This is a genomic window from Nocardia sp. JCM 34519.1 (assembly GCF_020361265.1).
In the GTDB taxonomy this organism is placed as follows: Bacteria; Actinomycetota; Actinomycetes; order Mycobacteriales; family Mycobacteriaceae; genus Nocardia; species Nocardia arthritidis_A.
In genome coordinates this window covers 51,951-65,398 of sequence record NZ_JAIRBR010000023.1, presented here as the reverse complement: position 1 = coordinate 65,398, position 13,448 = coordinate 51,951, and the positions used below count along the sequence as shown (strand labels likewise).

General features: G+C 65.3%; 13 protein-coding genes. 8 read left to right on the top strand and 5 right to left on the bottom strand.

From position 1 onward, the window contains the following. Nucleotides 1–1,410 (bottom strand): hypothetical protein, encoded by a 1,410-nt coding sequence (locus tag LGY53_RS36555; RefSeq protein WP_225731274.1) that lies wholly within the window; start codon nt 1,408–1,410, stop codon nt 1–3. 11 nt (nt 1,411–1,421) lie between these two features. After that, nucleotides 1,422–3,635, bottom strand: a complete 2,214-nt coding sequence (locus LGY53_RS36550; RefSeq protein WP_225731273.1) for a serine/threonine-protein kinase — start codon at nt 3,633–3,635, stop codon at nt 1,422–1,424. 199 nt (nt 3,636–3,834) lie between these two features. Here LGY53_RS36550 and LGY53_RS36545 point away from each other — a divergent pair, with 199 nt between their 5' ends. Beyond that, complete coding sequence (locus LGY53_RS36545) at nt 3,835–4,479, top strand: TetR/AcrR family transcriptional regulator (RefSeq protein ID WP_225731272.1); 645 nt, start codon at nt 3,835–3,837, stop codon at nt 4,477–4,479. Between the two features lie 61 nt (nt 4,480–4,540). Here the strand turns inward: LGY53_RS36545 and LGY53_RS36540 are convergent, their stop codons facing one another. After that, nucleotides 4,541–6,265: a cytosine permease gene (locus LGY53_RS36540; protein ID WP_374111286.1), complete on the bottom strand. Its 1,725-nt coding sequence runs from the start codon at nt 6,263–6,265 to the stop codon at nt 4,541–4,543. A gap of 195 nt (nt 6,266–6,460) precedes the next feature. Between LGY53_RS36540 and LGY53_RS36535 the strand changes: the two genes are divergently transcribed. The 5 genes from LGY53_RS36535 to LGY53_RS36515 are packed head-to-tail and all read left to right on the top strand — an operon-like array spanning nt 6,461 to nt 11,227. Next, a complete protein-coding gene (locus LGY53_RS36535; protein WP_225731270.1) occupies nt 6,461–7,666 on the top strand; it encodes a lipid-transfer protein in 1,206 nt (401 codons plus the stop codon). 58 nt (nt 7,667–7,724) lie between these two features. Continuing rightward, nucleotides 7,725–8,159 (top strand): SRPBCC family protein, encoded by a 435-nt coding sequence (locus LGY53_RS36530; RefSeq protein ID WP_167472288.1) that lies wholly within the window; start codon nt 7,725–7,727, stop codon nt 8,157–8,159. Continuing rightward, a complete protein-coding gene (locus tag LGY53_RS36525; protein WP_225731269.1) occupies nt 8,156–9,031 on the top strand; it encodes a MaoC family dehydratase in 876 nt (291 codons plus the stop codon). The genes LGY53_RS36530 and LGY53_RS36525 overlap by 4 nt, the downstream gene beginning before the upstream one ends. 30 nt (nt 9,032–9,061) lie before the next feature. Further along, complete coding sequence (locus tag LGY53_RS36520; protein WP_225731268.1) at nt 9,062–9,940, top strand: SDR family oxidoreductase; 879 nt, start codon at nt 9,062–9,064, stop codon at nt 9,938–9,940. 36 nt (nt 9,941–9,976) lie between these two features. Further along, nucleotides 9,977–11,227, top strand: a complete 1,251-nt coding sequence (locus LGY53_RS36515; protein WP_225731267.1) for an acyl-CoA dehydrogenase family protein — start codon at nt 9,977–9,979, stop codon at nt 11,225–11,227. 46 nt (nt 11,228–11,273) lie between these two features. Here LGY53_RS36515 and LGY53_RS36510 read toward each other — a convergent pair whose 3' ends face one another. After that, nucleotides 11,274–11,894: a hypothetical protein gene (locus LGY53_RS36510; RefSeq protein WP_225731266.1), complete on the bottom strand. Its 621-nt coding sequence runs from the start codon at nt 11,892–11,894 to the stop codon at nt 11,274–11,276. 54 nt (nt 11,895–11,948) lie between these two features. Here LGY53_RS36510 and LGY53_RS36505 point away from each other — a divergent pair, with 54 nt between their 5' ends. Both LGY53_RS36505 and LGY53_RS36500 read left to right on the top strand, forming a co-directional pair. Continuing rightward, the gene (locus LGY53_RS36505; RefSeq protein ID WP_225731265.1) at nt 11,949–12,296 is read left to right on the top strand and encodes a hypothetical protein; all 348 of its coding nucleotides are present in this window, start codon (nt 11,949–11,951) and stop codon (nt 12,294–12,296) included. Further along, nucleotides 12,297–12,599 (top strand): hypothetical protein, encoded by a 303-nt coding sequence (locus LGY53_RS36500; RefSeq protein ID WP_225731264.1) that lies wholly within the window; start codon nt 12,297–12,299, stop codon nt 12,597–12,599. Between the two features lie 109 nt (nt 12,600–12,708). Here the strand turns inward: LGY53_RS36500 and LGY53_RS36495 are convergent, their stop codons facing one another. Continuing rightward, nucleotides 12,709–13,254 (bottom strand): hypothetical protein, encoded by a 546-nt coding sequence (locus LGY53_RS36495; RefSeq protein ID WP_225731325.1) that lies wholly within the window; start codon nt 13,252–13,254, stop codon nt 12,709–12,711. Nucleotides 13,255–13,448 lie beyond the last annotated feature (194 nt).

Here is a 13,448-nt window from a genome sequence, read left to right as displayed (position 1 = left end):
TCAACGATATTCGGCGAGGCGCGGTCGAATTCCAAGCAGTACCAGCACCGCGATAAGCGCGGCGGCGCCGTACGGCAGCCACGCGGTCCAGCCGCTGAGATCGTCCTCGCTGTCGGCGATCGCCGCGTCGAAGGCGTGTTGGTTGATGTCGATGACCGACCCGAGCGCCTTGTCGAACTGGTTGAAATCGTAGTTCGACGTGCCGGTGTCGAAGGCGATCGCCGCAGGCAGATCGTTTGTCTTCGAACGGATTTGAAGGTCGTCGTGCTGGTAGGTCTGGTAGGTCGTCAGCATGGTGTCGACGGCTGCTTGCTCGTCGGGGGATGTGATGTTTCCTGCCTCGGCGCCGAGAAATCCGCCGAATGTCACCTTCTTGTTCGTCTGGTACGAGGCCAGTGCCTGGTCGAGCGAGGTGTTGTACTCCTGCACGGTGTGCGCGCCGAAATGCGCGAGTTGTTCCGAGCTGAGCAGGAATCTGGACTGGTACATCCCCGCCCGCTCCGGAGCGAGCAGGTAGCGACTTTCGTAGGCGTTGGCGTCGGAACTGTCGGAGTGGGCCAGGCGAAGCACGATCAGCGAATCGAACGCGTCCTCCTTGGCGACCCGGAGTCGCTGCGCCGCAGCCGCATTCGCGGCGAATCCGCCGACCATCAGCGCGACCACCAGGAGGCTCGCCGCCGCGAGCGCCGGATTGACCCGGCGGCGATGCCGCAGCCGCAGCAGTACCTGCAACCAGATCAGCAGTGCCAGCGCGAGCACGCCGAGCAGCGCCGACCAGACCCGCGCCGCCGTGGTCGCACTCCGCGAATGGCGGTAATCATGTTGCAGAACATTGCCATTGGATTCGGTCAGATCCCGCGCAATGCTCAGCATATTGCGGACCGCATCGGTGGCGTCGCGATACGACTGCAGCGTACGAGCGGACGGCCTGCCCGCAGGGGCTTTGTCGATATCGTTGAGCTGCAACGTTTTCGCCGCCAGCGCCTGATAGCGGCCGAACAGGTCCAACAGATTGCGGATACTGTCCGCGTCCGCACCGGCCACCGTGGTGGCCTGTTGCAGGTCGGTATCGGCTTGGACGCGGCGCAATTCGAAGGCCTTCAGCGCCGCATCGCGGACACCGGCCAGATTCGGATCGGCCCCTGCCAGCAGCACATTCGCCAGTTGCGCGTCCATATCGGCGAAGGCGAAGCCGAGATCGGCCGTCGCTGTCACCGCCGGTCCGGTGCGATGCCCGATGGTGTCGATATCCTTGCCGGTCGTCCGCGCATAGGCGGCCACGACCAGTGCGAGCACCACTGTGACGGCGACCGAGGCGATGGCGAGGATGCGCAGCCGCTCCGGCGTCTCCCACCGGGGCAGTTTCGGCGCCGCGACACGCGGCATCGGGCGGACGGCGACCGTGGTCATGGTTCCTGCCTCTAAAACCAGCTGAGTGGGCGAATTGTATTGGCGCGGTGGACGAGTGCGTGCCGGGCGGCACGGTCCGGCGCCAGCCGGGCCAGCCCGCGGAACTCCGTTTCCAGCGCGCGGCGCAGCGCGGTTTCGGCGAGTTGGCAGCCGAGCACCGCGATGGCGGCCCGCTGCCCGTGCCCGTCGACGAATCGCAGCGCCGCCTCCAGCACCTCGACCCTGGCCCAGGCCTTGCGTTCGGGGGCGAGGTCGAGTGCGTTGAGCCGATCGCCCGCGTCGACCAGATACTTTTCCGTATTGCCGCCGATGCGGGCCCGGATCGCGGCCAGCTGCGCCGCCACGTACCGGCTGGAGCTCTCCGGAACCGATTCCGCGGCGGCGATCGCGCCGTCGATATCGCCGAGGCTCATTCGGGTGCGCGCCAAACCGAATGCGGCACTTGGATAGCCGTGATCGGTGCGCCAAACCTGTTCGTAGCGGCGGGTTGCGGCGGCGTCGTCACCCGCGCACTCGGCCGCCGCGGCCAGCGCCAGTTTGGCGGCGGGCTCGCCGGGCAGCAGGGTGTAGACGGTGTCGAAGAATTCGCGCGCCGCGGCCGGATCGCGGGCGACGAGCGCGGTGAGCCCGCGATACCAGACGATCCGCCAATCCGCGTCGTCGGTCTGCTCCAGCGCGTCGAGTTCGTCGGTGGCATAGTCGATTCGGCGTTCGGCGAGGTACGCGCGCACCTGTGCCAGCCGCACCTCGACGGTGCGCACCGGCGCGGCGGCCAACGTGCCGAGCAACTGGCGAGGATCGGCGGCCGATGCGGTGGCCAGCAGCCCGGCGGCCGAATCGGCCGGATCCACCAGGGGCACCGGCAATGCGCTCGCGACCGCGACCGGATCCAGCGCGAGCGGCCAATTCTGCTGCTCCGCACCGAAAATCAGCCGTTCTCCGGTGAAAACCGTTGATACCGCTGGGCGCGGCGTCCCCTCCTCGGCGGCGACCACCTCGCGCAGCACGCCGGTGACCTGCTCGGCCATCTCCGTCGCAGACCCGAAGCGCATGTCCGGATCCGCGGCGGTGGCCCGCAGCAGCAGCCGATGCAACGACGGATGTGCCGCGAGCACCGGCACATCCGCGGCGGGCGGCAATTCGTGCCGGTACCGGTGCCGGAAATCGAAGTTGAAGGTCAGCACCGCCAGCGTGCGGCCGACGGTGTACAGATCCGATTCCACGGACGGCCCTTCGGCCTCCAGCTCCGGTGCGCAGTAGCCGTCGGTCTTGTAACCGACGCTGTCGGCGTCGTCCATCCGGCGCACCGCGCCGAGGTCGATCAGCTTGAGCTGCTCCTCGGTCTGAATTACGTTGTCCGGCTTGAAATCGCAGTACAGCAGCCCGGAGGCGTGCAGATGCCCCATGGCGGGCAGGATCTCCAGCAGGTACGCCAGCGCGGCGGCCACCGGCAGCGGGCGCAGCGAGCCGTCGGAATCATGCTGGGAGCGAAGCTCTTTCAGCGAGGCGCCGCCGACATACTCCATCACGATGTAGCCGACCGGATTGCCGGTCCTCGGGTCGGGATGGTTGACGAAGTTGAAGATCTTGACGATGTTCGGGTGCTCGACGGTGGCGAGGAACTGCCGCTCGGCCATCGCGGCCGCCATGGCATCGGCGTCGCCGGTGTCGAGCAGGCCTTTGAGCACCACCCAGCGGTCGCTCACATTGTGGTCGCGCGCCAGGTAGATCCAGCCCAGACCGCCGTGTGCCAGGCAGCCGAGCACCTCGTACTGGCCGCCGACCAGGTCGCCCGCCACCAGCTTGGGCGTGAAGGAGTACGCGGTGCCGCACCTGGTACAGAAGCCCTCGGTGCGGCCGGGCGCGCCGTCGTGCGCCCGCCCGACCTGGTTGCCGCAGCTGCTGCAGAACCGGTCGCGTTCGGCCACCCGTGGCTCGGCCATGATCGCGGTGGTCGGATCCCGGTACGGCACTTGGGGAATCGAGACCAATCCCGCGCCGAGCCGGCCGCGGCTGGAGCGGGCCGAGCGGGTGGACCTGGTGGAGGAGCGGGCGGTGCCGCGCCTGCTGCGGCCGGTATTCACCCATCCCGTCGGCTTGGCCGTCGATGGTTCCCCGGTCGGGCTCAACACGCCGAGGGGCGCGGGTTCCGGTGCGAGACCGCAGATATCGCAGTAGCCGTCGGCGATCGTGCCGCCGCAATCGGGTTGGGTGCAGCGGTTCATCGCGCACACCGTCCCGAAAATGACAGTGCGGCATCATATTCAACAAGCGACAACGTCCCCGGCCCCTATCCCAACGATCAACGGGATATCCTGTTCCCCGTGCGCCCATGCTGCCAGATCCGGGCGTAAACGAAGCGTAAGTTTTCGCTGTGACAGCCGCAGCTACATACAGATCTGTATGTAAGTGTAGAATCGCCTGATGGCCAGGACCGTGGACGCCAAACCGCAGCGGCGTACCCAGGAGCAGCGCAGCACCGAGATGCGGGCGCGGCTGCTCGACGCGACCATCGACTGTCTGGTCGAATACGGTTACACGGGCACGACGACGCCCAGGGTGGCCGAGCGCGCCGGCGTCACCCGCGGCGCGCAGGTGCACCACTTCGGCTCCAAGACCGATCTGGTGGTCGCCGCCATCAGCCACCTGGCCCAGCTGCGCGCGGAGACCGCGATGCGGGAGATGTCGAAGGTGCAGACCGGCGACGACCCGGTGGGCGCCGCACTCGACTTCCTGTGGGAACTGCACCAGGGGCCGCTGTTCATCGCCACCGCGGAACTGTGGGTCGCCGGGCGCACCGATCCGGTGCTGGCCGCGGCGATGGAAAAGGTGGAGCCGTTCGTCAACAACGCGGTGCTGATGGCGGTGGCCCGATTCGTGCCGGATGAGATGCGGCGCAAGGAGGCTCGCGATTTCATCTACACCGCGATGGACGCGTTGCGCGGAATTCTGGTGGCCAATTTCATCGATCCGGATAACGAACGGGCGCACCGGCGCTGGCAGCGCGCCTCGGTACATCTGCGCACCATCGCGGCCGCGACGCTCGGAGGCACCCAACTCTCCGGCTGAAAGGTCATGTGCCGCATGCCGTAACGGCCGCCGAGCGGAATCGCCCGGCGGCCGTTCGCGTTCAGCGCTGCTCGGGCAGCAGGTGCACCCCGTGCCGGTCGGTCGAGAGCGCCAGTGAGCTGATGTACTGGATCTCGCCCTCGGGCCCGGGCACCGCGGAGGCGACCATATCCGGACGCTCGAATTCCATTCCGGTGACATGGCAGGTCAGCAGCTCACCCGACGGGTTGCCGTGTTCGTCGAACATCGGCAGGTCGATGCCGTCGTCGCCGCGGCGCAGGTAGTACCGGCCCTTGGTCGCGATCGCGGTGATCGGCGTCGCGACGAATGCGACCACCACCGCGACCAGCGGCGAATACGGCTTCAACAGATCGCCGAACAGACCGAAGAACGTCATGATCGACAGCGCCCCGGACAGGCCGAAGCCAACCAGCCCAACGGGATTGAAGTCGTAGAGCATGCCGCGGCGGAACTCCGGCCGCTTCGGTGAGATCTTCAGCAGATACTTGTTGATCGCGATATCCGTTGCGACGGTGACGATCCAGGCGATACCGCAGTTGGCGTAGAAGCCGAGAATATTGTTGAGGAAGTCGAACATGTTGGCTTCCATCAGGATCAGCGCGATCACCAGGTTCACGCCTAGGAAGATCAGTCGGCCCGGGTAGGTCTTGGTGATCCGGGTGTAGGAGTTGGTCCAGGCCAGCGAGCCGGAGTAGGCGTTGGTCACGTTGATCTTGATCTGGCTGATGACCACGAGCACCACGGCGAGGGTCATGGCCAGCCAGCCCGGCACCATATCGCGGTAGATCTCCAGGAACTGATGCACCGGCTGGTTGGCGATGCCTTGCGCCGCAGGCAGATTCGCGATCAGGTAGACCGCGAGGAAGAGGCCGACCACCTGCTTGAGCGCGCCGAACAGCACCCAGCCGGGTCCGGCCAGCAGCATCCAGCCCCACCACTTGCGCGCGTTCTCCGGCGTGCGCGGCGGCATGAAGCGCAGGTAGTCGATCTGCTCGGCGATCTGACCGATCAGCGAAAGGCATACGCCCGCGGCCAGCAGCGCACCGGAAACGCTTACACCCGAACCATTTTCACCGCCGTAACCGAAGAATGCGGATACCGAGTCCGGATGGCGCACCAGCAGGAAGCCGAACGGCAGCACCATCAGCAGCAGCCACAGCGGCGTCGTCCACACCTGCAGCTTCGCCAACGTATTCATGCCGTAGATGACCAGCGGGAAGATGATCAGCGTCGAGGTGGCATAGCCCAGCCAAAGCGGCACGCCCAGGCCGAGTTTCAGGCCCTGGGCCATGATCGACCCCTCGAGCGCGAAGAAGATGAAGGTGAACGAGGCGAATACGATATTGGTGATCACCGAGCCGTAGTAGCCGAAACCGCTACCGCGCGTGATCAAGTCGAGATCGATGTTGTAGCGCGCTGCGTAGTAGGCCAGCGGGAATCCGGTCAACAGGATGACGATCGCGAAGATGCCGATGCCGAGCAGGGCGTTTCCGGTGCCGTACGAGATGCCGATATTCGCGCCGATGGCGAAATCGGCCAGGTAGGCGATGCCGCCGAGGGCGGAGATGCCGACAACTGCCGGACTCCACTTGCGGTAGCTGCGCGGCGCGAAGCGCAGCGTGTAATCCTCCAGCGTCTCTTTGGCGGCCGCTATCCCGTCGGTATTCGACGAGCGGGTATCGACATCGACCACGTTCTCTCCTTCAAACAAAAAGCAACCATTCGAAGTTCGTACATGGTTGTGGACAGGCAATTGCCGCGTCATTACGCCGCTGTTACGGCAGTTACCCGGGTGTTTTGGGTCACAGTCGGCGCGCTCGGGCCGAGCCGGACCCTTGCGGTGTTACATACAGCTCTGTATGTTTGTTTCAGCACGATCCGCTGGATCGGCCAGCGCCGTCCGCCGCGGGTGCGGACGGCCCCCGGCAGTGCGCCGGGCAGGCACAACCTGAGGAGTTCGATGGCGAACAGGGTTTATGTCGTCGGTGTCGGCATGACGAAGTTCGAGAAGCCGGGCCGTCGCAAGAACGAGGACGGCAGCGACTGGGACTACCCGGACATGGCCAGGGAATCCGGTACCAAGGCGCTCGCCGATGCGGGTATCGCCTACGACCTGGTCGAACAGGCCTACGTCGGCTTCGTCTACGGCGAGTCGACCTCCGGCCAGCGCGCGGTATATGAACTGGGCATGACCGGTATCCCCGTCGTCAACGTCAACAACAACTGCTCCACCGGTTCGACCGCGCTTTACCTTGCGGCACAAGCGATTCGGGGCGGCCTGGCCCAGTGCACGCTGGCGCTCGGCTTCGAGAAGATGCAGCCCGGCTCGCTCGGCTCCACCTGGGACGACCGGGAACAGCCGATGGCCAAACACATTTTGGCGCTCGCCGAGATCTCCGAGGTGCTCTTTCCGGTGGCGCCGTGGATGTTCGGCGCCGCGGGCCGTGAGCATATGAAGCAATACGGTTCCACCGCAGAGCATTTCGCCAAAATCGGGTACAAGAACCACAAGCATTCGGTGAACAATCCCTATTCGCAGTTCCAGGACGAGTATTCGCTCGACGACATCCTGAATTCGCGAATGATCTACGACCCGCTCACCAAACTGCAGTGCTCGCCGACCTCCGACGGATCCGGTGCGGTGATCCTGGCGAGCGAGGAGTTCGTCGACAAGCACGATCTGGCCGGGCAGGCGGTGGAGATCGTCGGACAGACGATGACCACCGACTTCAGGTCCACCTTCGACGGCAGCGCCAAGAACATCATCGGTTATGACATGAATGTTCAAGCGGCGCAGCAGGTTTACCGGCAGTCCGGACTCGGGCCGGAGGACTTCCAGGTGATCGAGCTGCACGACTGCTTCTCCGCCAACGAGCTGCTGCTGTACGAGGCGCTCGGATTGTGCGGCCCCGGCGAGGCTCCGAAGCTGATCGACGCGAACCAGACCACCTACGGCGGCAAATGGGTGGTGAATCCGTCCGGCGGCCTCATCTCCAAGGGACATCCCTTGGGCGCAACGGGTTTGGCGCAATGCTCCGAACTCACCTGGCAGCTGCGCGGCACGGCCGACAAGCGACAGGTGGACAACGTGACCGCGGCCCTGCAGCACAACATCGGCCTCGGTGGCGCCGCCGTCATCACCGCCTACCAGCGCGCCGACCGCTGATTGCGTTGCGCCACGGCGAGTTTCGCCGACCGGAATACCAAGATCAAGAGGAGTACAAATGGGCCACATCGAAGCAACCAAGGACGTCAACGCCACCCCGGACGCGCTGTGGGCGGTGGTCTCCGACCCGCAGACCTGGGACAAGTGGTTCACCATCCATGAGCGCTTCATGGAGGAGCCGCCCGCCGTGCTGAGCGAGGGCGCCAAACTGGTCGCCAAGATCGTCATGCTCGGCATGGCGAACAAGCTGGAGTGGACAATCGTTTCCATCGCCGCGCCGAATAAGCTGACCCTCGGCGGCACCGGAATGGCCGGTGTGAAAACCGAATTCACGTTCGACATCCAGCCGAAGGGTGACGGCAGCACCATCGTGGTCTCCGGTGACTTCGAGGGTGCGCTGATCAAGGGCGCGCTCGGCAAGGCGGTGGAGAAGGACGGCATCAAGCAGCTGGACAAATCGCTCGAGCAGCTTGACGCATTGGCCTCGGCATGACCTCCGAAACCGCGGCCCGGGTCGTCGAATTCGACGATTCGGGCCTGGAGATTTGGTCGGACGAGGATCGGTTCACGGTCACCGGCGAGCGGATCGCCGAATACGCCGCCGCCACCAACGATCCCATCGAGGCGCATCTGAAAGGCGAGGTGGCCTCCCCGATCTTCGGCATCGTCCCGGTATTCGAGGCGATGATGATGCCGGTCATCGACGTGGTGCCGCTGGATATCTTCGGCCGAGTCGTGCACGGGGAGCAGGACTTCCACTTCCATCGGGCGATCCGGCCCGGTGACGAGCTGGTCTCGCGGGCCAAGGCCGTCGGCTACGCCGGGCGCTCCAACGGCAGCACCGTCACCATCCTCATCGAATGCCGCACCGCCGCCGGGGAATTGGTCAACGAGCAGTACCTGACCGCGTTCTTCCGCAATATCGATGCGGGCAAGACGGTCGGCGCCGCAGCGCCGCCGCACAAATTCGACGAGGCACTGCGTGCGCGAGAACCGGACGCGGTGGTGGCGCAGCACGTGGACGACGACCAAACCTTCCGCTACTCACCGGCTTCCGGCGACCCGGTGCCGCTGCACCTGGACGAACAGGTCGCCAAGGACGCCGGGTTGCCCGGCATCATCGCGCACGGGCTGTGCACCATGGCCTTCGCGTCGTGGGCGGTGCTGACCGCGGTCGGCGATTCGGATGTCGACCGGCTGAAGCGTTTCGCGGTGCGTTTCGCGAAGATGGTCTTTCCCGGCGACGATCTGGTCACCAGGATCTGGCGGGCGGGCTCCGAAAACGGCCGCACCACATACACATTCGAAACTCTGCGCGGAGACGACGTCGTGCTCAGCGACGGGCTCGCCGAGATCGCGGACTGAAATCCCCAGGACGAGAACAGGAGGCACTCGATGGGTGCATTGGCAGGACGGGTCGCCGTCGTCACCGGCGCCGGTCGCGGCATCGGCCGTGAGCACGCGCTGCTCTTCGCGCGGGAGGGCGCCGCGGTCGTGGTCAACGACCTCGGCGGCAGCAACGCCGGTGAGGGCACCGACGCGGGCCCGGCGCACGAGGTGGTCGAGGAGATACTGGCCGCCGGTGGCCGCGCGGTCGCCAACACCGATAATGTCGCCACCTGGGAAGGCGCGAAGAATCTTGTGGCCCAGGCTATTTCGGAGTTCGGTGGGCTCGACGTCGTGGTGAACAACGCGGGTATTCTGCGCGACGCGTTCATCGCGGGCATGGAAGAGTCCCAGTGGGATGCGGTGATCGCCGTGCACCTGAAGGGACATGCCGCGGTGCTGCACCATGCCGCCGCGTACTGGAAGGAACAGAGCAAGGCGGGCAACCAGCCGAACGCCGCGGTGATCAACACCGCCTCCGCGTCCGGCACCACGGTCCCCAACGCCGGACAGGCCAACTACGGCGCGGCCAAGGCGGGGATCGCCGCGCTGACCCTCGTCGCCGCCGACGAACTCGCGCGCTACGGCGTGCGGGTGAACGCCATCGCGCCGATCGCGCGCACCCGGCTCACCCTGGCCACTCCCGGCATGGGTGCGATGATGGCGGCCGAGGCGGAGGATGTCGAGGACGGCGGGTTCGACGCCTTCAGCCCGGCCAATATCGCACCGCTGGTGGCCTATCTGGCCACCGACAAGTGCCCGGTCACCGGCAAGGTGTTCGCGGTGCAGGGCGGGGCCATCTCCGAATTGGCCGGCTGGCACGACGTGAAGACCATCGAAACCGATGGGCCGTGGTCGATCGACGATATCGCCGCACGGCTGCCGTGACGGTGACCGGCTCGCGGGAACGATAGGAGAACGACGATGTTCGAATGGTCCGAGACCGATGTGTTGATCCGCGACGCGGTGCGCACCTTCATCGACAGGGAGATCCGGCCGAATCTGGACGCACTCGACAGCGGGGAGCTGTCGCCGTATCCGATCATCCGGAAACTGTTCGGGGAGTTCGGCATCGACGCCATGGGTGGGGAGGCGGTCGACAAGCTGCTGGCCAAGCAGCGGGAGAGGGAGGCCGGCGAGGTTCCCGCCGAGAAGAAGGAAAAGTCTTCCGGTGCAAGCCCATTCGCTGGTCAGGAATCGCTGATGGCGGTGCTGATCGGCGAACTGTCCGGCGTCTGTATGGGTTTGGTGACGGCGCTGGGCGTCAGCATCGGGCTCGGTGCCACCACAATCCTCTCGCGCGGCACGCTCGCGCAGAAGGAGCGCTGGCTCAAGGACATCGTGACCATGAAAAAGGTTGCGTCCTGGGCGATTACCGAACCCGACAGCGGGTCCGACGCGTTCGGTGGGATGAAGACCTACGTGAAACGCGACGGTGAGGATTACCTGCTCAACGGGCAGAAGACGTTCATCACCAATGGGCCCTACGCCGATGTGATGATCGTCTACGCCAAGCTCGACGAGGGTGACGGCGCGGACCGGCGGGAACGCAAGGTGCTCACCTTCGTACTGGATAAAGGTATGGAGGGGCTCACCCAGGGCAAGCCGTTCAAGAAGATGGGTTTGCACGCCTCGCCGACCGGCGAATTGTTCTTCGACAACGTCCGATTGGGCCGGGACCGGCTGCTCGGCGAGACCGAGGAACACAAGGGTGGGGACGGACGGGAAAGTGCCCGTTCGAGTTTCACCGCCGAACGGATCGGCGTCGCGTTCATGGCGCTCGGCATCATCAACGAATGCCACCGGCTGTGCGTCGATTACGCCAAGAACCGCAAGCTGTGGGGTCAGGAGATCGGTCGCTTCCAACTCGTCCAGCTCAAACTGGCCAAGATGGAAATCGCTCGGATCAACGTGCAGAATATGGTGTTCAACACGCTGGAACGCGGCCGCGCGGGTAAACCGCCGACCCTCGCCGAGGCCTCGGCGATGAAGCTGTACGCCTCCGAAGCGGCCACCGAGGTCGCCATGGAAGCCGTCCAGCTCTTCGGCGGCAACGGATATATGACCGAATACCGGGTCGAACAGCTGGCCCGCGACGCCAAATCCCTGATGATCTACGCGGGCAGCAACGAAATCCAGGTCACCCACATCGCCAAAGGTCTACTCGCCCAATAGTCGACGCGTTCCGGGTGCGCACCCAACCCCGCACCCGGAACCCGCCTCACTCCACCCGCTTCTTCAACAAATCGGCCACCGACTCCAGCGTCGCCGAGTTCTGCCGCACGCTCTCGCCCACCAGACCCACCTCCGACGCCAACCCATCCAACCGGTTGTCGACGTTGTAGAGCCTGGAGCCCATACCCTCGAGTCGGGCGTCGACATCTTCAAGTCGAATATTCACCCCTCCGAGGTGAGTATTCACTCCTTCGAGGCCGGTGCCCATCTCCCCGAGTCGTGTGTTCACTCCACCGAGATGGATGTCTACTTCGCCGAGTCTGGTGCCCATGCCGTTGAGTCGGGTATCGACGTCTTCGATTCGGGTGTCTACCCCTGCGAGGTGGGTGTCTACTCCTTCGAGACGGGCGCCTACTTCTCCGAGATGTGTGCCAATTCCCTCGAGTCGGGTGTCGACCTCTCCGAGCCGACCGTTCACCCCATCGAGTCGGGTATCCAATCCGCTGAGCCGTGAGTCGACCCCTTCGAGTCGGGTGCCGAGGCAGTCGAGTCGCGAGTCCATCCCTTCGATCTGGGTGCCGAACCCGTCGAGCCGTGAGTCCATCCCTTCGATCCGGGCACCGACGCCGTCGAGCCGCGAGCCCATCCCTTCGATCCGGGCGTCCATACTGTCGAGCCTGGAGTCCGTACCGTTGAGCCTGGCCGCAAGCTGATCCAGCTGATGCGCATGCTGCCGGTGCGCCGCCAGCAGCAGCCCGAACTGCCGCCCGGACGTCTTCGCCAACCGCCGGAGCCGCATATCGATACTTCTGGACGCACAATCGACCCTGTCGACCTTGCCATCGAGATCACCGACCCGCTCGTCGAGGCCGCCGACCCGCTGGCCGAGTTGGCCGACTTGCTCGCCGAGTCCACCGACCTGCCCGTCGAGTCCACCGACCTGCTCGCCGAGTCCGCCGACTTGTTGGCCGAGTCCGCCTACCTGTTCGCCGAGTTGACCGACCCGCCCGTCGAGTCGACCGACTTGTTGGCCGAGTCCGTCCACCTGTTCGCCGAGTTGGCCGACTAGTTGGCCGAGTCCGCCTACCTGTTCGCCGAGTTGGCCGACTTGTTCGCCGAGCCCGCCGACCTGCTCGTCGAGTCCGCCGACCTGTTCGCCGAGTCGACCGACTTGTTGGCCGAGTCCGCCCACCTGTTCGCCGAGTTCACCGACTTGTTTGTCGAGACGACCGAAGCCTTCGCCGACGTTGCGGCCGAGCTGACGGACCTCTTCACCCAGTTCCTTTACCCGCGCGTTGGTCTCATCCGAAAGTTCGTACAAACCATCGACGTCGCCGCGCAACTGACTCGTGACGCGGTCGTTGTGCTCTGAATTCCCCATGGCCGCAACGGTAATGGCGCCGACGAGCAATATCGACCGGGTTATGCGAATTGTGGATGACTCGCTGACCTGTGGATATCCCGCGTGTCAGATCGATCGTTCACTCGGCGCGGCCGGCATTGGGCGGCGCGATGATCTGCTGCGCCCGCCTGTCGAGCCGCCCCTTGCGCGCCGCCAACCGTTGGTATTCGGTCTCGAGAAATCGGTCTTTGTCATCGAGCCGCGCCAACTCATCGGCCAGCGCACGCATCTGTGGCGCGAACATCGCGGTGCGTCGTCGGGAGGCGCTGGTTCGATCCTGCAGCCGTCTGTATTCGAGCGTGACTTCCGCGCCGCGGCCCAGCAGCTTTTCGATGCGGTAAGCCATCAGATTCAAATGCTCGTCGATCAGTTTCGAGTCGGCTTCGACCGCTGCCGTCAGCAGCTGGAATTGCTCGACCGGGCAGTCGGCTTGCCGCTGTGTGGCGGTGATCGTCGCCAGCCTGCGGCCGATCCGCCGCTGTGGTCCACGAAGCCGCAGTGCCACCATGCCCGCCGCCCGGATTGCCGCGTCGTACTGCGCGCTGACGGTGTCCGCGCGGCCATGCAGCGTGCCGATATCCCCACGCAGGCGTGCGACCGTTAGTTCGAACTCCTGAATTCCCATGCGCGGCAAGGTACTCGACGGTGCGGAACGAAACGCCGAACAAACGCGACACTCGGACGACTCGCCAGCCGTGAGCGGAATCCCGCGTGTCAGACCGCGCGGAGGCGGGTGCGGCTGCGTAGACGTGTTCGGCGATAAGGGTGGCGATGCGGTCGGGGGCCTCCAGCATCGGGATGTGGCCTACGCCGTTGATG